The following is a 20457-nucleotide window of genomic DNA, read 5'->3' on the forward strand; positions in this document are numbered from 1 at the left end:
CGACTGTCACCACGACGGACGCTGCGGGCGCGCGTCGCACCGGAGGGTGGTCGCGGCCCGCCGCGCTCCCCTGCGTACGGTCTTACGCACATGTGTGGATAAGTCTGGGGATGACCAGCCCACGCCGACGAGACGACGAACGAGGTCGTGCCCACCGCTCCCCACCGGTCGGCACGCGGAGAGGGGCCGAGCGGTGGCCGAACCCGGTGACCTCGCCCAGGTATGGAGCCTGGTCATCGCCGACCTCGCCGGGCCCACGACGGATCCGGGCTCGCCCGGGTTGTCCGCGCAGCAGCGCGCCTTCCTGCGGCTGACCCGCCCGCTCGGGCTCCTCGACGGGACGGCGCTGCTCGCCGCGCCGAGCGAGTTCGCGAAGGACGCGATCGAGCGGATCCTCCGGCGCCCGATCAGCGACGCCATCGGCCGGCACATGGGCGTGCAGGTCAACCTCGCGGTGGTGGTCGACGCCAATGCCGCCTCCGGCGGCACGGACGTGCCGGACCCGCCCTCGCGCGTCCGGCCCGGCGCCCCGTCGCTCGGCGAGATCGCCGAGGGTCGCGGTCCCGTCGCCGCCGCGCCCCCGCTCGGGCGGCCGGCGGCGGACCCGAACGGCTCCGACGGCCTCGTCCAGGACGCGCCCACCCCGCCGTCGGGCATCCCGGTGGACCCGGCCGCCGCCGCGCAGCTGCCCGAGCCCGCCGGGGTCGACGGCGCCGGCCCACCCGCGCCGGGCGAGGCCGGGCCGCTCACCCCCGGCCGCCCCGAGGTGTGGCCGACCTACTCGGCCCCGCAGGCGGGCGACCCGGTGGCGCCGCGGTCGCAGACCCGGCTGAACGAGAAGTACACCTTCGACACCTTCGTCATCGGGGCGTCGAACCGGTTCTCGCACGCGGCGGCGGTGGCGGTGGCCGAGGCGCCGGCGCGGGCGTACAACCCGCTGTTCATCTGGGGCGAGTCCGGGCTGGGCAAGACCCACCTGCTGCACGCGGTGGGGCATTACGCCCAGCGGCTCTTCCCCGGGATGCGGGTGCGGTACGTCAGCACCGAGGAGTTCACGAACGACTTCATCAACTCGCTGCGGGACGACCGCAAGGTCGCCTTCCAGCGCCGCTACCGGGACGTCGACGTCCTGCTGGTGGACGACATCCAGTTCCTGGAGGGGAAGGAAGGGACCCAGGAGGAGTTCTTCCACACCTTCAACACCCTCCACAACGCGAACAAGCAGATCGTCGTCTCCTCCGACCGGCCGCCGAAGCGCCTGGAGACCCTCGAGGACCGCATGCGCACGCGGTTCGAGTGGGGCCTGATCACCGACATCCAGCCGCCCGAGCTGGAGACGCGCATCGCGATCCTCCGGAAGAAGGCCGCGCAGGACCGGCTCGCGGTCCCCGGCGACGTCCTGGAGTTCATCGCCGAGCGCATCGAGCGGAACATCCGCGAGCTCGAGGGCGCGCTGATCCGCGTGACCGCCTTCGCGTCGCTCAACCGGCAGCCGGTCGACACGCAGCTCGCCGAGATCGTGCTGCGCGACCTCATCCCCGACTCGGCCGCCTCGGAGATCACCGCACCGACGATCATGGCGGTCACCGCCGAGTTCTTCGACGTCACGATGGACGAGCTGTGCGGGCCGGGGAAGACGAAGGCGCTCGCCCAGGCCCGGCAGATCGCCATGTACCTGTGCCGCGAGCTGACCGATCTCTCGCTGCCGCGCATCGGCCAGACCTTCGGCGGCCGCGACCACACCACGGTCATGCACGCGGACAAGAAGATCCGCAACGAGATCTCGCTCCGCCGCAAGACCTTCGAGCAGGTGCAGGAGCTCACGGCCCGCATCAAGCAGCGCGCTCGCCACTGAGCCCGCCGGCGAGGACCGTACCGCCCGCCCCGTCCGCGAGCGTGTGCTCCGTCGCCCACACCTCCCGGCCCCGGATGCCCGCGGTGGCCGGGAGCGACCACGAGCTCGCCCACGACCGAGGAGAGCTCTGCCATGTGCCGCCTTCGGGCGGATTCCGCCGACGGCTCCGGGCGGAGGGTCCGGTCGGGTAACCCGTCATCGGAGTGGGCCGACTCGGCTGCACGAGGCCGAGGCGGTCGGCGAGGTGATCACCTGCGCGGTGCGGGGGTCGTGAGCGTGATCGTCGGGACGGACTCTTCCCGGCCTCCTGGGACCACGAACGGTCCGGAACGGCGATCACGCGAGGCCCGGTGGCACGCGCCCGTGGTCGGATCGGACAGCCCGGCCCCTCACGGCCTCGATCCGTCCGTGCACACCAGCACGACCAGTGCCTCACCACACCGACGCCCTCGACCCGCATCTTCGGACCGGCGACGACATGGTCCCGACTCGTAGGCCCTCGACTCTCGACTCGCGCTGCCAGATCGGACTCGCGCTGCCACTTCTCCCGACTCGCCGTGCCAGATCGCCCGACTCGCCGGGCGACTTCTCGCGACTCGCACTGCCAGATCGCCCGACTCGCGGTCTCAGAAATCCCGACTCGCGGGCGCTCCCGGCTCGCGAGGAACACCCGGGGCCGACAGGGCGGGTTGTCCCCAGCCGTCCGCGGGCTCGCCGCGGCGCGACGCCGCTCCGAGCGCCCGGTCCGCCCGATCTCACACCGTCACCGCCCTCGCCCCACCACCTGCACCCACACGGCTCATCGCGAGCGGGCCTCGACGGCCCGCTCAACGCCTCCTTCCCGCACGCACGGTGAGCAGAAGGGAGATCGACCTCCCCGTAGGCACGTCCGCCTCCTCCCGATCGCGATCTCCATCCGGTGGAGATCGGAGTCGCCCGCGTGTCGCTGCCGTGCTCACCGCTCGTCGTCCGGTAACCGGCGTTCGGCGCACCGACGGCGCGGCGCGACGGCCACACCATGACGGAAACGGTCACAGCCCGTTGCAGAGCGTGTGCAGGGCGGGATTCCTGTGGGTGCCGCCCGCCGCCACCGGATTGCCGCGACGCCGCCGACCGGTCGCACAGCGTGGACGCACGGCCACGTTTCACCCACATCTGGGGACAACTCTGTGGATTGTCGCGCCGAAGCCCGTGGACGGACGGTTCGAGAACAGTGGACAACTCGTCTCCGGGAAGGGGATGGGCCTCGGACAACCTCGCGAGAACGCCGGCCATCCACGGCCCGCCGCAGCCGTCCCGAGTCCGTCCCGAGGCTCGGTCCCCACCACGCCGCACCGTTGGACCTGCGGCGACACCGCTTATCCACACCGTCCACAGCCCCTGTTCCTGTCCCTGGAGTTCTCTCTTTCGAAGAACTTCAGAGAAAGAGGGGCGTGGATGGAGGACACGGACGGGGCACGGGCTGGGCTCCACCCACCGCTCGCCGGACGGCGACCGGGCGACGTGACACCCGGACACGGGAGGCTCTACGGTGAGTCGGCCGATCCCGGACCGCCGGGGGACTCGGCGGGAGCCCGGGAGCCGTGTCACGACCGCACCGTCGGGAAACCGCTGCCGTCCCGCTCCGTCCGGGCTCCTCACAGCCCGTCCGTGTGCCCGCTTCCCGGTCACACCCAGTGACCACCGGTGAAAGGTCCTCCCCGCCATGAAGTTCCGGGTCGAACGCGACGTCCTTGCTGACGCTGCCGCCTGGGTCGCGCGCAGCCTGCCCGCGCGGCCTCCGGTTCCGGTCCTCGGCGGGGTCCTGATCGACGCCGCCTCGGGTGAGGGGGGCGAGCGGCTGACCGTCTCCGGGTTCGACTACGAGACGTCGGCGCGGGTCGAGCTCGACGCGACGATCGGCGACCCGGGCCAGGTACTCGTCTCGGGCCGGCTGCTCGCGGACATCACGCGTGCGCTGCCGAACAAGCCGGTCGACCTCGTGGTCGACGGCGCCCGGGCCACGATCAACTGTGGGAACAGCCGCTTCTCGCTGCCGATCATGCCGGTGGAGGACTACCCGCAACTGCCGGCGATGCCCCAGCGCGCCGGGACGGTCGGCGCTGCGGAGCTGGCTGGCGCGGTCGCCCAGGTCGCCGTGGCGGCGGGCCGGGACGACACGCTGCCGATGCTCACCGGTGTGCGGCTGGAGATCGAGGGCTCCCGGCTGACCCTCGCCGCGACCGACCGGTTCCGTCTCGCGGTCCGCGAGCTGGACTGGCAGCCCGAGGACGCCGGCGCCTCCACCGCCGTGCTCATCCCGGCGAAGACGCTCTCGGACGTCGCGAAGACGCTGGCCGGTGCCGGCACCGTCGAGATCGCGCTCTCCGCGGGGGACGGCATGCTCGGCATGACCGGCGGCGGCCGCCGCGCGACCACCCGCCTGCTCGACGCCGAGTTCCCGCGCTTCCGCCAGTTGATCCCGGCCGAGCACACCACCGCGGCCGAACTCGAGGTGACCGCGCTCGTCGAGGCGATCAAGCGCGTCTCGCTGGTCGCGGACCGGGTCGCACAGATCCGGCTGGAGTTCGGCGAGGAGGGGCTGCGGCTCGCCGCCGGCGGGGAGGACGTCGGGAGTGCCGAGGAGGAGCTGCCCTGCGCCCTCGACGGCTCCGCGCTGACCATCGCGTTCAATCCCGGCTACCTGCTCGACGCCCTCGGCGCCCTGCACACCGAGAAGGCGCAGCTCACGTTCACCACGCCGAACCGGCCCGCTCTCGTGCGCCCGGTCGTCCCGCCGGCCGAGGGCGAGGAGCCGGGAGACGCGCCGGCCGATCCGGGGTACCTCCACCTGCTGATGCCGGTGCGCCTGCCGGGCTGAGCGGAGCCTGCGCAGCGAACATCAGCGCTGAGCGGAGCCCGCGCAGCGAACATCAGCGCTGAGCGGAGCCCGCGCAGCGAACATCAGCGCCGACCGGAGCCCGCGCAACGGCACGTGATCGTCGAGCGACGCATCTCGAGCGATCGTCGGGGTCGACGGGCGCGCTCCCACTGATCGTCCTACCGTCCGATGCGGCACGATGGGCGCGGCGCCGGCCGGCGCGGGGACCACGAGCGAGCTGTGAGGAGCGGGACGTGCAACTCGGACTGATCGGCCTGGGCCGCATGGGCGGGAACATGCGGGAGCGGGTGCGCGCGGCGGGCCACGAGGTCGTCGGGTACGACCCTCGCCCCGACGTGACGGACGTGCCGTCGCTCGAGGACCTGGCGAAGGCGCTGTCCGCGCCCCGGGTGGTCTGGGTGATGGTGCCCTCCGGTGACCCGACCCGATCCACCGTGCGTGCGCTGGCCGAGATCCTCGAGCCGGGCGACCTGGTGATCGACGGCGGCAACTCCCGCTACACCGACGACGCCCCGAACGCGGAGCTGCTGCACGCCAAGGGGGTCGGCTACGTCGACTGCGGCGTGTCCGGCGGCGTCTGGGGCAAGGACAACGGCTACGGGCTGATGGCGGGCGGTGCCCCGGAGCACATCGAGCTGGCCATGCCGATCTTCGACGCGCTGCGCCCGGAGGGCCCGCGCGAGGAGGGCTTCGCCCACGCCGGCCCGGTCGGTGCCGGTCACTTCGCGAAGATGGTGCACAACGGCATCGAGTACGGCCTGATGCAGGCCTACGCCGAGGGCTTCGAGCTGATGGAGGCCGCGGAGCTGATCCACGACGTGCCCGGGGTGGTCCAGGCCTGGTCGCGGGGCACCGTCGTCCGTTCCTGGCTGCTGGACCTGCTGGTCAATGCGCTGCGGGAGGATCCGCACCTGGCGGAGCTCGAGGGCTACGTCGACGACTCGGGCGAGGGCCGGTGGACGATTGAGGAGGCCATCCAGCACGCCGTCCCACTGCCGGTGATCTCCGCGGCGCTGTTCGCGCGCTTCGCCTCCCGGCAGGACGAGTCGCCGGCGATGAAGGCGGTCGCCGCGCTGCGCAACCAGTTCGGCGGACACGCGGTGAAGAAGGCCGCCGGACCGACCGGCGCGCCCGGCGACGTGGCGGGCCCCAGCTCGGGCGCCGGCTCCACCCACGCCTGAGGTAGACCTGGGGGGTGCATCTGCGTCGGCTCGCCGTCGAGGACTTCCGATCCTGGGAACGGGCGGAGCTCCTCCTGGAACCGGGCGTCACGGTCCTGGTCGGCCCGAACGGCGTCGGCAAGACGAACCTGGTCGAGGCCATCGGGTACCTCGCCACGCTCGGCTCCCACCGGGTCGCCACGGACGCCCCGCTGATCCGGCGCGGCGCCCAGCACGCCATCGTCCGCGGTCAGGTCGTGCACCAGGGCCGGGAGCTGAACGTCGAGCTGGAGATCACCGCGGGCAGGGCCAACCGGGCGCGGGTGAACCGCGCGCCGGCGTCCCGCCCGCGCGAGATCCTCGGCATCCTGCGCAGCGTCCTGTTCGCGCCGGAGGACCTCGCCCTGGTCCGCGGCGACCCGGGGGAGCGTCGCCGGTTCCTGGACGAGCTGCTCGTGGCCCGGTACCCGCGCTACGCCGGGGTGCGCAGCGACTACGAGCGGGTGTTGCGGCAGCGGTCGGCTCTGCTCAAGACCGCACGCAACCGCAACGCCGACCTGTCCACACTCGAGGTGTGGGACGGGCACCTCGCCCGGCACGGCGCCGCGTTGCTGGCCGGTCGGCTCGCGCTGGTCGAGGGCATCGCGCCGCACGCGGAGAAGGCGTTCGCCGAGGTGGCGCCGTCGTCGGACCCGCTGACCCTGTCCTACCGCTGCTCCATCCCGGGCGAGCTGTCGGGTGCCGCGGCATCGACGGCCGGCTCCGCAGGCTCCGCCTCCGGGTCGATGGGCGGCTCCGCAGGCTCCGCCTCCGGGTCGATGGGCGGCTCCGCAGGCTCCGCCTCCGGGTCGATGGTCGGCTCCGCAGGCTCCGCCTCCGGCGAACTCGAGGTGCTCCTGCTCGACGAGCTCGCCCGGGTCCGCCGGCAGGAGATCGAGCGCGGGGTCTGCCTGGTCGGCCCGCACCGGGACGACCTGCTGCTCAACCTCGGCGAGGGTCCGGCCAAGGGCTATGCCAGCCACGGCGAGTCCTGGGCGATCGCGCTCGCGCTGCGGCTCGCCTCCTATCGCCTGCTCAGGGCCGACGACGTGGAACCCGTCCTCATCCTCGACGACGTGTTCGCCGAGCTGGACGCACAGCGGCGCCGCGCGTTGTCCGCGGTCGCCGCAGAGGCGGAACAGGTCATCGTCACCGCAGCGGTCGAGGAGGACGTCCCGACGGAGCTGTTGGGGACGCGCTATGCGGTGGGCGGTGGATCGGCGGTACGGGTCGAACCGGACGGATGATCACCGAACGTCGCCTGACGTGCGAGGGAACGGACGACGTCGAGGGTGCCCGGAAAGGGTCCTCCTGGGGACAAGGTTGTGGATACTGTGGATAACTCCCGCTCCTCTGGTGACTCTGGTCACAACTCGCCGCCCGGCGTCGGCGATCGACCGTCGACCGGTCCGGTAGCCCACAACCCTGTCCACAGCCCTGGGGACGGAGCCGCCGGTACCGCTCGTCGTGAGGGGGAACCGCCGCTCGGCGACGACGGGCGGCGTGGCGCCGACCTCGCCCGGGACGCGCTCTCCGCGGCCCGGGAGGTCAACGCGCAGAAGCGGCAGCAGCGGGAGGCGGAGCAGCGCGGCGCGCGGCCGAAGGGCTACGGCCGGGGCCGCCGCCGGCGCTGGTCCGGCCCCGGGCCCGACAACCGGGATCCGCAGCCGTTCGGTCGGCTGGTGTCCCGGGTCGCGATGGACCGGGGCTGGTCGTCGCGGCTGACGGACGCGACGGTGCTGGGCCGCTGGCCCACGCTCGTCGGGCCGGACATCGCCGACCACTGCACCCCGGTGTCGCTGCGCGACGGCGAGCTGACCCTCCAGGCGGAGTCCACGGCCTGGGCCACCCAGCTGCGCACCTTGCAGCGCCAGCTGCTGCAGCGGCTCGCCGGGGCGGTGGGGCCGGACGTCGTGCGGCGGATCCGGGTCGTGGGTCCCAGCGGTCCGAGCTGGCGGCACGGTCCGCGGCACGTGCGGGGCCGCGGCCCCCGGGACACCTACGGCTGAGCAGCCGGGAGCAACGTGCCCGGTCGGTCGTCCCGGCGGTGTGGTGCGCAGCCCCGGGTCTCGGGGACACGTCCGACCCGCTCCCGACGCACCTCCGCGACCAGGACGAACGGCGCTTCCGGGCACGAGGACGGAGCGAAGGAGCTGTTCGCCCGTTCCGGCGAGGGAAGGGCGCGACCGACCGTTCGCGTCCGCCAGGGGCCCGCTCAGCGCGACATGACGCCGCAGGAGCGCCGTTCGACCCCCGCTCCCGCCGTCCGGACCCGATTCGGAGCCGGATCGCGCCGCTGTGACGATTCTGGACGTGTCCTAGGCGCATTCCTGTCGGTCCGGACCGGTAGAATCATCAGTAGTGCCGAGCGGGCCCCGTAATCCCGCCCGGTCCTCGCCGGTACCGGCGCGCGTCCCGCGTGTCCCCGGGCCGGCTCTCGTGGCGAGGAGACCAACAGCCCGTGGCGGAGAAGAAGAGCGGCTACAGCGCGTCGTCGATCACGGTCCTCGAGGGCCTGGAAGCCGTCCGCAAGCGCCCCGGCATGTACATCGGCTCCACCGGCGAGCGCGGTCTGCACCACCTCATCTGGGAGGTCGTGGACAACGCGGTCGACGAGGCGATGGCCGGGTACGCGACGCGCGTCGAGGTGACCCTGACCGCCGACGGCGGCGTCCGCGTGGTGGACGACGGCCGCGGCATCCCGGTCGACATGCACCCGGTGGAGAAGAAGCCGGCCGTCGAGGTCGTGCTCACCGTGCTGCACGCGGGCGGCAAGTTCGACGGCAAGTCCTATGCCGTGTCCGGTGGCCTGCACGGCGTCGGTGTCTCCGTGGTGAACGCGCTGTCGAGCCGGCTCGACGTCGAGATCCACGTCGGCGGCCACGTCTGGACCCAGCGGTACGACCACTCGGTCCCCGGGGTCCTGCACAAGGGCGAGGCCACGAAGCGCACCGGCACGTCCATCACCTTCTGGGCGGACCCGACGATCTTCGAGACCACGACCTACAACCTCGAGACCATCCAGCGCCGGCTGCAGGAGATGGCGTTCCTGAACAAGGGGCTCACCATCGTCCTGCGCGACGAGCGCAACGGGGACTCGGAGGAGGCCGAGGAGCCCGACGCGGAGGGCTTCGTGGCGAAGGTCAAGGAGCAGACCTTCCACTACCCGGGCGGCCTCGAGGACTTCGTCGCGCACCTCAACAAGAGCAAGGACCCGATCCACCGCAAGGTCATCGGGTACACCGGCGAGGGCCCCGGGCACCAGGTCGAGGTCGCGATGCAGTGGAACTCGGGCTACTCCGAGTCCGTCTACACATTCGCGAACACGATCAACACCCACGAGGGCGGCACTCACGAGGAGGGCTTCCGCTCGGCGCTGACCACCACGGTCAACCGGTACGCGCGGGACAAGAAGCTGCTCAAGGAGAAGGACCCCGCGCTCTCCGGGGACGACATCCGGGAGGGCCTCGCCGCGATCGTGTCGGTCAAGGTCGCCGAGCCGCAGTTCGAGGGCCAGACCAAGACCAAGCTCGGCAACACCGAGGTCAAGTCGTTCGTGCAGAAGATCAGCAACGAGTGGCTGGCGGACTGGTTCGAGCGCAACCCGGCCGAGGCCAAGATCATCGTGAACAAGGCGGTGTCCTCGGCGCAGGCCCGGATGGCGGCCCGCAAGGCCCGCGAGCTGGTCCGACGCAAGAGCGCGGGCGACATCGGCGGGCTGCCGGGCAAGCTGGCGGACTGCCGCTCCACGGACCCGACCAAGTCCGAGGTCTACATCGTGGAGGGCGACTCCGCGGGCGGCTCGGCCAAGTCCGGCCGGGACTCGATGTACCAGGCGATCCTGCCGATCCGCGGCAAGATCATCAATGTCGAGAAGGCCCGGATCGACCGCGTCCTCAAGAACACCGAGGTCCAGGCCATCATCACGGCCCTGGGTACCGGCATCCACGAGGAGTTCGACCTCGCCAAGCTGCGCTACCACAAGATCGTGCTGATGGCCGACGCGGACGTCGACGGCCAGCACATCCGCACGCTGCTGCTCACGCTGCTGTTCCGGTTCATGCGGCCGCTGGTCGAGGCCGGTCACGTCTTCCTCGCGAACCCCCCGCTCTACAAGATCAAATGGGGTGGCCGCGGGGCCGAGCCCGAGTTCGCCTACTCGGACGCGGAGCGCGACGGGCTGATCGCGGCCGGCCGCGAGGCCGGCAAGAAGCTGCCCAAGGACGAGGGTGTGCAGCGCTACAAGGGCCTCGGCGAGATGAACGCCAAGGAACTCTGGGAGACGACGATGGACCCGGCCCACCGGATGCTCTCGCGCGTCACGCTCGACGACGCCGCAACGGCGGACGAGCTGTTCTCGGTCCTGATGGGCGAGGACGTGGAGTCGCGACGCTCCTTCATCACCCGCAATGCGAAGGACGTGCGCTTCCTGGACGTCTAGATCACTCGTTTGTTCTAGACGCTGGTACAAGACGCACGTGAGAGAAGGACGATGACCGACACCCTGGACCCCACGCTCCCACCGGGCGGCCCCGCCGACGGCGGCGCCGGCGACCGGATCGAGCCGGTCGACATCCAGCACGAGATGCAGCGCTCGTACATCGACTACGCGATGAGCGTCATCGTCGGGCGTGCGCTGCCGCTCGTCGAGGACGGCCTCAAGCCGGTGCACCGGCGCGTCCTGTACTCGATGGGGGAGAACGGCTTCCGGCCGGACCGCTCCTACGTCAAGTGCGCCCGCGTCGTCGGCGAGGTGATGGGTAACTACCACCCGCACGGCGACTCGGCGATCTACGACGCGCTCGTCCGCCTCGCCCAGCCCTGGTCGATGCGCTACCCGCTGATCGACGGGCAGGGCAACTTCGGCTCGCGCGGCAACGACCCCGCCGCGGCCATGCGGTACACGGAGTGCCGCCTCTCGCCGCTCGCCCTCGCGATGTTGCAGGACATCAACGAGGACACCGTCGACCTGATCGACAACTACGACGGCAAGACGCAGGAGCCCGTCGTCCTGCCGTCGCGGGTGCCCAACCTGCTGATCAACGGCTCGGTCGGCATCGCCGTCGGCATGGCCACGAACATCCCGCCGCACAACCTGCGCGAGGTCGGCGAGGGCGTGGTCTGGGCGCTGGACAACCACGAGGCGTCGGACGAGGAACTGCTCGACGCGCTCATGGCCCGCATCAAGGGCCCGGATTTCCCGACCGCCGGCCTGATCGTGGGGCGGGACGGGATCGAGTCCGCCTACCGCACCGGCCGGGGGTCGGTCCGGATGCGCGCGGTCGTCGAGGTCGAGGAGGACGCCAAGGGGCGCACCACCCTCGTCGTGACCGAGCTGCCGTACCAGGTCAACCCGGACAACCTCGTCGAGTCGATCGCCTCGATGGTCCGGGACGGCAAGCTCACCGGGATCTCCGAGATCAACGACGAGTCGTCCGACCGCGTCGGCATGCGGATCGTCTTCACGCTGAAGCGCGACGCCGTGGCCAAGGTCGTGCTCAACAACCTCTACAAGCACAGCCAGCTGCAGTACAGCTTCGGCGTCAACATGCTGGCGATCGTCGACGGCGTGCCCCGCACGCTGCGGCTGGACCAGGTCGTCCGGAACTACATCCGGCACCAGATCGAGGTCATCGTCCGGCGTACCCGCTACCGGCTGCGCAAGGCCGAGGAGCGGGCCCACATCCTGCGTGGCCTGGTCAAGGCGCTCGACGCGCTCGACGAGGTCATCGCGCTGATCAGGGCGTCGGAGACGGTCGACGTCGCGCGGCAGGGCCTCATCGACCTGCTCGAGGTCGACGAGATCCAGGCCCAGGCGATCCTCGACATGCAGCTGCGCCGCCTGGCGGCCCTGGAGCGGCAGAAGATCGTCGACGAGCTGGCCGAGATCGAGCTCGAGATCGCCGACTACGAGGACATCCTGGCCCGGCCCGAGCGGCAGCGGCAGATCGTCCGCGACGAGCTCATGGAGATCGTCGACAAGCACGGCGACGAGCGGCGCACCCGCCTCGTCGCCGACGACGGCGACGTCACCAACGAGGACCTCATCGCCGTCGAGGACGTGGTCGTCACGATCACCGAGACCGGCTACGCGAAGCGCACCAAGACCGACTTGTACCGGGCGCAGAAGCGCGGCGGCAAGGGCGTGCAGGGCGCCACGCTGAAGCAGGACGACATCGTCGCCCACTTCTTCGTGTGCTCCACCCACGACTGGATGCTGTTCTTCACCAACAAGGGCCGGGTGTACCGACTCAAGGCCTACGAGCTGCCCGAGGCGAACCGCAACGCCCGCGGCCAGCACGTTGCCAATCTGCTGGCCTTCCAGCCGGACGAGCACATCGCCCAGGTCATGCAGATCAAGGACTACCAGGCCGCTCCGTATCTCGTCCTCGCGACGAGAAACGGCCTGGTGAAGAAGTCCCGCCTCGAGGACTTCGACTCCAACCGCTCCGGCGGTCTGATCGGCATCAACCTGCGGGACGAGGACGAGCTGATCGGCGCCGTGCTCTGCGCCGCGGACGACGACCTGCTGCTCGTCTCCGCCGAGGGACAGTCGATCCGGTTCACCGCGAGCGACGAGGTGCTGCGCCCGATGGGCCGGGCCACCTCCGGTGTGCTGGGCATGCGCTTCAACGACGGGGACCGGCTGCTGTCCCTCGGCGTGGTCCAGCCGGACCGGTTCGTGCTGGTCGCCACCGCGGGCGGGTACGCGAAGCGCACTCCGATCGAGGACTACCCGGTCCAGGGACGCGGCGGCAAGGGAGTGTTGACCCTCCAGTACGACCGCCGGCGTGGCACGCTGGTCGGCGCACTCATCGTCGGGATCGACGACGAGCTGTACGCGATCACATCGACCGGCGGCGTCATCCGGACCTCGGCCCGCGAGGTGCGGAAGGCCGGCCGGCAGACGAAGGGGGTCCGCCTGATGAACCTCGGCGAGAACGCCACTCTGCTGGCGGTCGCGCGCAACGCGGAGGACGATGCGGACGCCCCCGGGGTGACCGGCTGAAGCCGGCCCACCCGGTGACGCCGCAGTCCCGCACGTTGTCCTGCACGCCGACCGACGAGGAGTGCTCCACCTCGTGAGCGAGAAGAACGAGCCGGCGACGCCGCCGGGCGCCACGGACGAGGGGCGGGTCGTCACGGACGGCCCCGACTCGCCCCCGCTGCCCGCCGACGGGGCCGCGGCCCCGGCCGCGGCCTCCCCGGCCGAGGACCGGACCACGCCCGCGTCCGCGGCGGCGGGCCAGGGCGGCAACGGGGCGGGTCCGCCCTCGGCCAACGGCACGGCGTCGTCGAACGGGTCCACCCCGACCGTGTCGTCCTCGGCCACCTCCGAGGAGGCGGGCAGCGACGACGGCTCGTCGGCGCGGCCGAACCCGCGGGCCGCGGCGGCGGCCACCGAGGCGGCCGAACCGGCGGCGGGTGAGGTCGGGGAGTCCCAGGACGGCCGCCCCGGCATCGTGCCGACGCCCCCGCCGTGGCGGCGGGCGCAGGGCGACGAGGGCGCGGAGGCCGCCGAGGGCGCCGAGGCGGTGCAGACGTCTCGTCCGGCTCCGCAGCGGTCACCTGCGGTGGACTCGCTGCTCAGCGAGGCTCCCACGGCGTACATCGACCAGGGTGCCGCCCCCCGCACCGGGAGCGCCGGGCCGGGCGCTGCGGCCGGGACCACGACCCTGCCGGGCGGCTCCCGTGCCGAGGTGCACGCCGAGGTGCCGAACGTGGCCGGCCGTGCCCCACGACAGGCGTTGCTCCAGGTCAAGCGGTTCGACCCGTGGTCGGTGCTGAAGCTGGCCCTGGTACTCGCGGTCGTGCTGTTCTTCATCTGGCTCGTGGCGGTCGGCGTGCTCTACGGCGTGCTCGACGGCATGGGCGTCTGGGACCGGCTCAACGGCACGTACGCCGACCTGGTCTCCGGCGGCGGTGAGGGCGGCGGCGGTGCGCTCATCAGCGCCGGCAGCGTGTTCGGCTTCGCGGCGATCATCGGCGCGATCAACAGCCTGCTGTTCGCGGTCGCCATCACCGTGGGCGCCTTCGTCTACAACGTCTCCGCCGACCTCGTCGGTGGGATCGAGGTCACGCTCTCCGAGCGGGACTGAGGTCCGGCGCGCCGACGGCCCCGACGGGCCGCGGACCTGCGGATTCGCCTCCCGTCCCGGTTCGAGGGGCCGGTGCGGGAGGCCCGCGGGGCCTGATGTACAGTCGTCCCTGCCGCAAGGGCCTATAGCTCAGTTGGTTAGAGCGCATCGCTGATAACGATGAGGTCGCTGGTTCAAATCCAGCTAGGCCCACTCCTCCCGGCACCGGCTCCGAAGGTGATCGACGTGAAGAAGATTCTCGCTCTCGTCGCCGCAGCCGGCGCCGCGATCCTGGTCCTTCTCAGGGCCAGGAACCGCCCCGGCGAGGACCCCTGGCACGAGGCCACGAAGTAGGCGTGCATCTCGAGTCGCGCGCGGTAGCGTGGGGCTCACGGGGACGTAGCTCAATTGGCAGAGCACCGCCTTTGCAAGGCGGGGGTTAGGGGTTCGATTCCCCTCGTCTCCACCACACTTGACCAGCATCTTTACTGGTTTCAAGATCGCTAGACCGGCTCGATGGCAATGACCGTGGCAATGGCTACCGTCGCCACGTGGCCAAGAACCCGCCGAAGCCCCGGACCGAGGGAATGATCCGGCGCCGCAAGAACTCGTTCCAGGCGATCCTCTACGCAGGGACGGACCCGGTGTCCGGACGGCAGCTCTACCTGCGCGGATCCAGCACTGACGAGGCCGAGGCCAAGAGGATCCTGCGCAAGTTCAAGGCTCAGGTCGCTGAGCAGCGCCACGCGAAGACCCGCGCCTCGCTACGCACGACGATTGAGGCCTGGCTCGACACCCACGAGCTCGAGGAGTCGACCCGCGAGAACTACGTCGGCTACGCGGAGCGCCACATCTATCCCGTCCTGGGCGACGAGCCGCTCGGGAAGGTCACCACGCACGTCCTGGAGCGCCTCTACGCCGAGCTCCGCCGCTGCGGCTCACGCTGCAACCGCCGCCCGTTCGTCGAGCACCGGGTGGACGGGCCCCACGAGTGCCGGGAGGTCCGGCACAAGCGCCCTCCGGGCCGCGCTCCCGCTGCCGGCTACCCGCCGCACGACTGCGGGGAGAAGGGCTGCAAGGTCGTCGAGTGCAAGCCGCACGTCTGTCGCCCGCTCGCGGCCGCGTCGATCCGCAAGATTCACTTCGTCATCCGCGGCGCGATGACCGCGGCGCAGCGGTGGGGATGGATCACGACGAACCCGGCCGAGCTGGCCCGTATCCCGCGCCTGCCTGTCCCGGACCCTCAGCCACCCACTACGGCCGAGGCGGCCGCCCTCGTCGCCGCTGCGTGGGAGGAGGACTCGGACTGGGGAACCCTCGTGTGGGTCGCGATGGTGACCGGCATGCGCCGCGCCGAGCTCCTCGCCCTGCGCTGGTCAGACATCGACCTGGAGAACGGCGTCATCCACGTCCGCCGCAATCATGTGCGCGTGACGGGCAAGGACATCGAGAAGGACACCAAGACACACCGCGCCCGGCGGGTCACGGTCGACGAGGCGACCGTCGAGATCCTCATCGAGCACCGATGGCGGTACGAGAAGCGCTGCAGTGAGATCGGCGTCAAGCCGAAGCAGACGGCCTACGTGTTCTCGTACTCGCCGACCAGCGACAACCCCTGCAACCCCAGCGGCATCACGCACCGGTACGGCCGCATGTGCCAGCGCCTCGGCATCGACAGCCACCTGCACGCTCTACGGCACTACTCAGCAACGGAACTCCTCGCGGCAGGTACCGACCTCCGGACCGTCGCCGGGCGTCTCGGACACGGCGGCGGCGGCGCTACGACGCTTCGCGTGTACGCGGCGTGGGTCGATGGAAGCGACCGCAGGGCCGCCGAGCTGCTCGGTAGTCGGATGCGGCGGCCGTCAACGCTGACATAGGTCCGCGAGCATCGATCCTTCCCACCACGGACGTTGTGAAGGCGGCTTTGGTGTTGCTCACTCACGAGTCCGAACGGCTACGTCCCCGCGCGGCCTGCCGGTTTCACCGAGAGCACGATACGGCTGGAGCACTAGTCTTCGGATCTTGTGGACGAGGATGCGGATCTTGCCGTTTGGGCGGGCTTGAGGGGTTGTTCGCCAAGGTAGCCGGCAGGTTCGGACGGACCGAGCCACGGCGGCGGGCGCGGGCCTATTTGCGCGGGCTGTTGGCTCCGCTGGCGGGGAAGAACGGGTGGATGCTGGCCGAGGTCGCCGGTGATCCTTATACGCGCGGCGGAGCGAGACGACTACGGGCGCAGGCGGCCACGCCGCCGCGCGCGCCGCACCGCGGACGGCGTGACGCCGACGCGGGGCACGTGCGTAGTGCCGCCGAACTCCACGGTCGGTGGGCCCGCCCCGACGCCCTTCACCTTGACCACGACCGACGCGGCCGGGATCCCGCCCTCGTCGATGAGCTCGAGGATTTCCCGGGCGAGTGCCCGGTCGGCGGGAGCCATCTTGCGGAAGCGGCCTGCGGCTTCCCTGACGGCGACGAGCCGCGACCGCGCCCACTCGCCGAGGTTCTTGCCCTGCACCGTGCTTAGCGACGGCGCGCGCACCCCGCCAGTGGACTTCACCTCTCCGACGAGGAGCATTGACCGGCCGTACTTGTGCTTCACGGCCACCACGTCGATGCCCTGTCCGGACGCGTTCTGCAGCGCAACGGCGCGGTAGCCGCGGGACTCGAGGATGCCCCGAACCACGTTCTCGCCGAAGTCGCCCACCCACTTCGTCGTGTTCGCCGGGGTCATGGCGACCGCCGCACCGCGGCGCGCAGCGCCCGCTCGATCGCGGCACGGTCCGCGGCGAGCTCGCGCTCGACCTGCGCGAATGCCTCAGTGTCGTCGCGCTCCTCGATCCGCTCTAGCTCGATCAGGGCGAGGTCGGGCATGTCGGCGACGATGAACGCCGCAGCGCGCAGCTGCGCCATGCCGGTGCGGATCGCCGAGCGCACGGCGTCGTGCAGCGACTGCCCCCGACGCAGGTAGTAGCGGACATCTTCGTTTACCGACGCGTACTCGCTTAGCTCCATCATTTGCAGCGGCTGGTGGAACTCGTGCAGGTCGGTGCCCGACCAGATCAGGTGGCCGTTGGCCTCGCGCCAGCCCGGATCGGCCAGCTCCTCCCGGGGCGTGCGGCCCAACACAGGGTGGACGGTGTCGAGCCACCGCTCGTACTCGTCCGTCCGCCGTCGCTCCTCCTGGGCCAGCGCAAGTGCGCCGGCCGGGTCGTACGGGACGGCCCGCAGGTACTGCCGCAGCACCGACGAGCGAGCATCGTCGAACGCGCTGCCGGGCAGGACGAGGTGCCACTGCTCGAGCCGTCCTCGCCATGGCTCGAGGACGACCCCGGGCGGAAGCGGATCGTCGTCGAAGAGGAGAGGAAAGACGAGCTCGACGACCTCGTGCTCGAGCGCGACCCGGTCCAGGTGCAGGATCACGCCCGACGTTAGGTTCTCGGCGAGCAGCACCCGCGGGGGCGCCTCCGGACTCACGGCTGCGGCTGCTGCACAACGACGTGCAGCGGCCCGGCAGGCGGGTCGTCCGGCACCTCGGCGAGGACGCAGTGCCCCGCCGCGGGTTCGAGGTGCGCGCCGTCCACCGGGATCACGACGACCTGGGCGGTCCGCAGGCCGGGCGCCACGTCGACATGCCGGTCGGCGTCCACGAGCCGCAGCAGCCGGTTGACGTCGGCGGCCGTCACCGGCACCCGGATCGGCACGACGACGTGGGTGCCGTCGAGGAAGGCGCGCTCGGCGTCGAAGATCTCCCGCAGATCGGTCGACCCACCGTCGAGCCGCTCGGCAAGCACCTCCTCGACCAATGCCTGCACGCTGCGGATGCTCGTCATCTCGGCGAGGTGCGCGAGAAACCGCTCGGTGTAGTGCCGGGTGTGGCAGCGCAGGTGGGCGACAGCGCGGCCGATCACGAACTCGGCCCGCTCGGCGGCGCGCCGGTTCTCCCGCTCCTCCTCGGCCGGAGCGACGAGCGGGCGCAGCATCCCGCCCGCCATCGTGAGGAACCCGGCGAGCCTGCGCAGCACCTCCGTGGACTTGACCGCGTCCAGCACATTGCTCATCTTGTCGGTCTCCTCAGCGCCGATCCAGCGCGGAGCCAGCGCGGCCTCCAGCGCGAGCGCCGCTTCGACCGCGAGCGGGCCGTCGCTGGTCGGAGCGATCTCGTCGACGTAGAGCCGGTGGAACACCCCGAGCGTCGTCAGCACGACGCCGACGCCGTTCTCGGTGGCATCGGTCAGGCCGCTGAAGGAGTCGAAGGGCGTCACGAACGACGTCGCCGGATCGTTCTCGTCCCATCCCGGCGGCCGCTGCGGAATCGGTCCGGCGGGGGTGTCCATAGGCGGGTACGGGACCGGGAAACCGAATACGGTCAGGCCCGTGAACAGGTACTTTAGCGCGCGGAGCGCCATCGCCTCGGCCCGTTCCGCGGCGCCGTCCAGCTCGAGGTTCGCCGTAGCCGCGAGCGCGTCGGTGAGCTCGAAGTCGAGCGGGCGGTCGATCAGCTCCTCGCTTAGGAACGCCCGGTTGGTGAGGACGAAGTCCCGGTCGAACACCAGGCCTTCGATCGTGAGGACGATCGCGGGCGCCGACCCGGTGAAGTGGAACTCAACGCAGAACTCCTTGGCGACCTCGTAGACGTCCAACCGCAGGCTGCGGTCGCGGTAGGGGTTGGTGATTCGCCGCGCCGTGCTGGCCTCGGTGGTCAGCTCGGTGGTCTCCCGGATCTGCACCTTCTGCAGCGTCTTCAGGTTCGAGGCGGACTTCTGCGTGCTGTCGCGCGTCCGCTGGGCCGAGGAGTTGGTCGTGTCGGTGACGGTCTGCCCGACGGAGGCGCTCAGCCCCAACTCGCCGACCTCCGGCAGGCTGACCGAGGCGTTCGCGTTGACGGTCCAGTTGTCGGTCCTCGACGACGACCGGGTCACGTTGAGCACGTCCTTGTCGGCGATCGTGCTTTCGCTCTGCTCGGTGCGCTCGACCTCGTCGACGGTCTCCCGGTCGAACTGCTTGCGCTGGGTGTTGCGGATCGACACCGAGAGCGTCTCGCCAGGGGCGAGGGCCACGGTGGCGGAGAGCGCGCCCACCAGTGACCGGCGGTAGTACCAGCGCTGCTCGTACAGCAGGTCGAGGCACAGCGCCGCGCTCGCCCAGCCGATCGCGGTGCATCCGAGCGCGAGCCCGGGGATCTGCTCGACCTCGTCGCCGAGCTGGAGATCCAGGGCTTCGACCCGGACCGTCTGGCGGAACCGCACCACCTGCTCCGGTCCCTCGGCGAGCGCCAGCTCCTGGCACGGCTCCGGGGGTGCCACCGCGCACGACTCGGCTGTCGCCACCTCGGCGGGCGCCGGGCCCGATGCCACCGCAGCAGCGCGTCGAGCCGCTCTCCACGCCTGACGCGCTCCGCCATCGCAGCCTCCGTTGGTGCCCGAACCGAAATTCGTGCACAGAACTCGCTATGATCACGTATGTCGTTAACGGTCCATAGGGGTCACAGTCGGGCGAGGGGCGCCGTCACCGGCGCCCACCGCACGACCTCGTCGGGGGGACCGACTACCTAGACGACCCCGACGCACCCAAGGCCAACAGCATCGTCATCGCCCTGTCCGCGCTCGTCCGCGACGACGCCGGACGGCTGCTCATGATCCGCCGCACCGACAACGACAAGCACGCCATCCCCGGCCGCCGCCACGAGCTCGGCGAGACCATGACCGAAGCCGTCATCCGCGAAACCATCGAGGAAACCGGCATCACCGTCGAGGTCACCGGCCTGATCGGCATCTACTCCAACCCACACCACCCCATGGCCTACGACGACGGCGAGGTCCGCCAGGAGTTCTCCATCTGCTTCCGTGCTCGCCCCGTCGGCGGCGAGCCGCGCACAAGCGACGAGTCGTCCGAAGTCCGCTGGGTCGACCCCGCCAAGCTCGACGAGCTTGACATCCACCTGTCCATCCGACTCCGCATCGACCACGGACTTCAAGAGAGGGCCGAGCCCTTCTACACCTGACCGGTCAACCCCGCCGAGGCGATCCACACCTCCGCCCGCTCGACCGCACCCACCCGCTCAGCCATGCCGCGATCGAGAGCCTGCGTGACGTAGTGGTCCGGGCCGTAGCGCGCCCGCACGTCCTCCATCCGCTCCCCGAAGGTCATGCACTGCCCGTCCGGGCCGATGGTCATGTCGCACCACCACAGCATGTCCCGCGTCAGCGTCCTCTCGTCGAAGAACTCCGCGAGCTGATCCGCCACCCCGAACAGCTCCGCCTCCGCGGCCGCCGACGAGGGCATAGCGACCAGGCCGACGAGCCTCTCCAGGACGTCCGCGCTCACGAGGTAGCGAGCACCCTCGAGCGGATGAAACCCAGTCGTCGCCAGCTCCGGGGCGTAGCCGACGTCGTGGAGCCAGGCAGCCGCGTGCAGCAGCTCGTCATCCTCACCGAGCGCCTCCGA

At 71.1% G+C, this 20457-nt stretch carries 15 protein-coding genes, 2 tRNA genes and 1 pseudogene; 14 read left to right on the forward strand and 4 right to left on the reverse strand.

Features of this window, described 5'->3' with window-relative positions:
- The first annotated feature begins 193 nt into the window (after positions 1–193).
- From dnaA to ACL02T_RS26830, 13 genes and pseudogenes are all read left to right on the forward strand, one after another.
- A complete protein-coding gene (gene dnaA / locus ACL02T_RS26770) occupies positions 194–1855 on the forward strand; it encodes a chromosomal replication initiator protein DnaA (protein WP_412833542.1) in 1662 nt (553 codons plus the stop codon).
- A gap of 1705 nt (positions 1856–3560) precedes the next feature.
- Positions 3561–4715 carry a DNA polymerase III subunit beta gene (gene dnaN / locus ACL02T_RS26775; protein WP_412833543.1) on the forward strand — a complete coding sequence of 385 codons (1155 nt, stop codon included), beginning with the start codon at positions 3561–3563 and terminating at the stop codon, positions 4713–4715.
- A 173-nt stretch (positions 4716–4888) separates the two neighbouring features.
- A complete protein-coding gene (gnd, locus tag ACL02T_RS26780) occupies positions 4889–5917 on the forward strand; it encodes a phosphogluconate dehydrogenase (NAD(+)-dependent, decarboxylating) (RefSeq protein WP_412833560.1) in 1029 nt (342 codons plus the stop codon).
- 14 nt (positions 5918–5931) lie between these two features.
- Positions 5932–7182, forward strand: coding sequence for a DNA replication/repair protein RecF (recF, locus tag ACL02T_RS26785; protein ID WP_412833544.1), 1251 nt, complete (start codon positions 5932–5934; stop codon positions 7180–7182).
- A 78-nt stretch (positions 7183–7260) separates the two neighbouring features.
- A complete protein-coding gene (locus tag ACL02T_RS26790; RefSeq protein ID WP_412833545.1) occupies positions 7261–7944 on the forward strand; it encodes a DciA family protein in 684 nt (227 codons plus the stop codon).
- A 452-nt stretch (positions 7945–8396) separates the two neighbouring features.
- On the forward strand, positions 8397–10376 hold the full coding sequence (gyrB, locus tag ACL02T_RS26795) for a DNA topoisomerase (ATP-hydrolyzing) subunit B (protein ID WP_412833546.1): 1980 nt from the start codon (positions 8397–8399) through the stop codon (positions 10374–10376).
- Positions 10377–10427: 51 nt separating this feature from the next.
- On the forward strand, positions 10428–12944 hold the full coding sequence (gene gyrA, locus ACL02T_RS26800) for a DNA gyrase subunit A (protein WP_412833547.1): 2517 nt from the start codon (positions 10428–10430) through the stop codon (positions 12942–12944).
- Positions 12945–13017: 73 nt separating this feature from the next.
- A complete protein-coding gene (locus tag ACL02T_RS26805; RefSeq protein WP_412833548.1) occupies positions 13018–14034 on the forward strand; it encodes a DUF3566 domain-containing protein in 1017 nt (338 codons plus the stop codon).
- 118 nt (positions 14035–14152) lie between these two features.
- A tRNA-Ile gene (locus ACL02T_RS26810) sits at positions 14153–14226 on the forward strand.
- A gap of 33 nt (positions 14227–14259) precedes the next feature.
- Positions 14260–14367, forward strand: a complete 108-nt coding sequence (locus tag ACL02T_RS26815) for a DLW-39 family protein (protein ID WP_412833549.1) — start codon at positions 14260–14262, stop codon at positions 14365–14367.
- 39 nt (positions 14368–14406) lie between these two features.
- Positions 14407–14482 (forward strand) — tRNA-Ala (locus ACL02T_RS26820).
- Positions 14483–14564: 82 nt separating this feature from the next.
- On the forward strand, positions 14565–15893 hold the full coding sequence (locus ACL02T_RS26825) for a tyrosine-type recombinase/integrase (protein ID WP_412833550.1): 1329 nt from the start codon (positions 14565–14567) through the stop codon (positions 15891–15893).
- Positions 15894–16066: 173 nt separating this feature from the next.
- Positions 16067–16213 (forward strand): annotated as a pseudogene (locus tag ACL02T_RS26830) (IS701 family transposase); the annotation flags it as partial.
- Positions 16214–16240: 27 nt separating this feature from the next.
- Here the strand turns inward: ACL02T_RS26830 and ACL02T_RS26835 are convergent.
- From ACL02T_RS26835 to ACL02T_RS26845, 3 genes are read right to left on the reverse strand one after another with little or no spacing between them, the layout of a single operon-like run.
- On the reverse strand, positions 16241–16744 hold the full coding sequence (locus ACL02T_RS26835) for a hypothetical protein (RefSeq protein ID WP_412833563.1): 504 nt from the start codon (positions 16742–16744) through the stop codon (positions 16241–16243).
- Entirely contained in the window at positions 16741–17487 is a 747-nt protein-coding gene (locus ACL02T_RS26840) for a hypothetical protein (RefSeq protein WP_412833551.1), read from the reverse strand. The genes ACL02T_RS26835 and ACL02T_RS26840 overlap by 4 nt, the downstream gene beginning before the upstream one ends.
- A complete protein-coding gene (locus tag ACL02T_RS26845; protein ID WP_412833552.1) occupies positions 17484–19316 on the reverse strand; it encodes a hypothetical protein in 1833 nt (610 codons plus the stop codon). The genes ACL02T_RS26840 and ACL02T_RS26845 overlap by 4 nt, the downstream gene beginning before the upstream one ends.
- A 278-nt stretch (positions 19317–19594) precedes the next feature.
- Here ACL02T_RS26845 and ACL02T_RS26850 point away from each other — a divergent pair, with 278 nt between their 5' ends.
- Entirely contained in the window at positions 19595–20014 is a 420-nt protein-coding gene (locus ACL02T_RS26850; protein ID WP_412833561.1) for an NUDIX domain-containing protein, read from the forward strand.
- On the opposite strand, the gene ACL02T_RS26855 is transcribed toward ACL02T_RS26850, so the two are convergent.
- On the reverse strand, positions 20005–20457 hold a 453-nt coding region (locus ACL02T_RS26855), incomplete at its 5' end, for an HD domain-containing protein (RefSeq protein ID WP_412833553.1). The genes ACL02T_RS26850 and ACL02T_RS26855 overlap by 10 nt on opposite strands.

It is taken from the genome of Pseudonocardia oceanicola (assembly GCF_047200735.1).
In the GTDB taxonomy this organism is placed as follows: domain Bacteria; phylum Actinomycetota; class Actinomycetes; order Mycobacteriales; family Pseudonocardiaceae; genus Pseudonocardia.

What these genes read in the sequence shown, in the direction of transcription:
- dnaN (WP_412833543.1), top strand. Translation starts at nt 3,561, where the DNA reads ATGAAGTTCCGGGTCGAACGCGACGTCCTTGCTGACGCTGCCGCCTGG.
- gyrA (WP_412833547.1), top strand. Translation starts at nt 10,428, where the DNA reads ATGACCGACACCCTGGACCCCACGCTCCCACCGGGCGGCCCCGCCGAC.
- ACL02T_RS26835 (WP_412833563.1), bottom strand. Translation starts at nt 16,744, where the DNA reads ATGACCCCGGCGAACACGACGAAGTGGGTGGGCGACTTCGGCGAGAAC.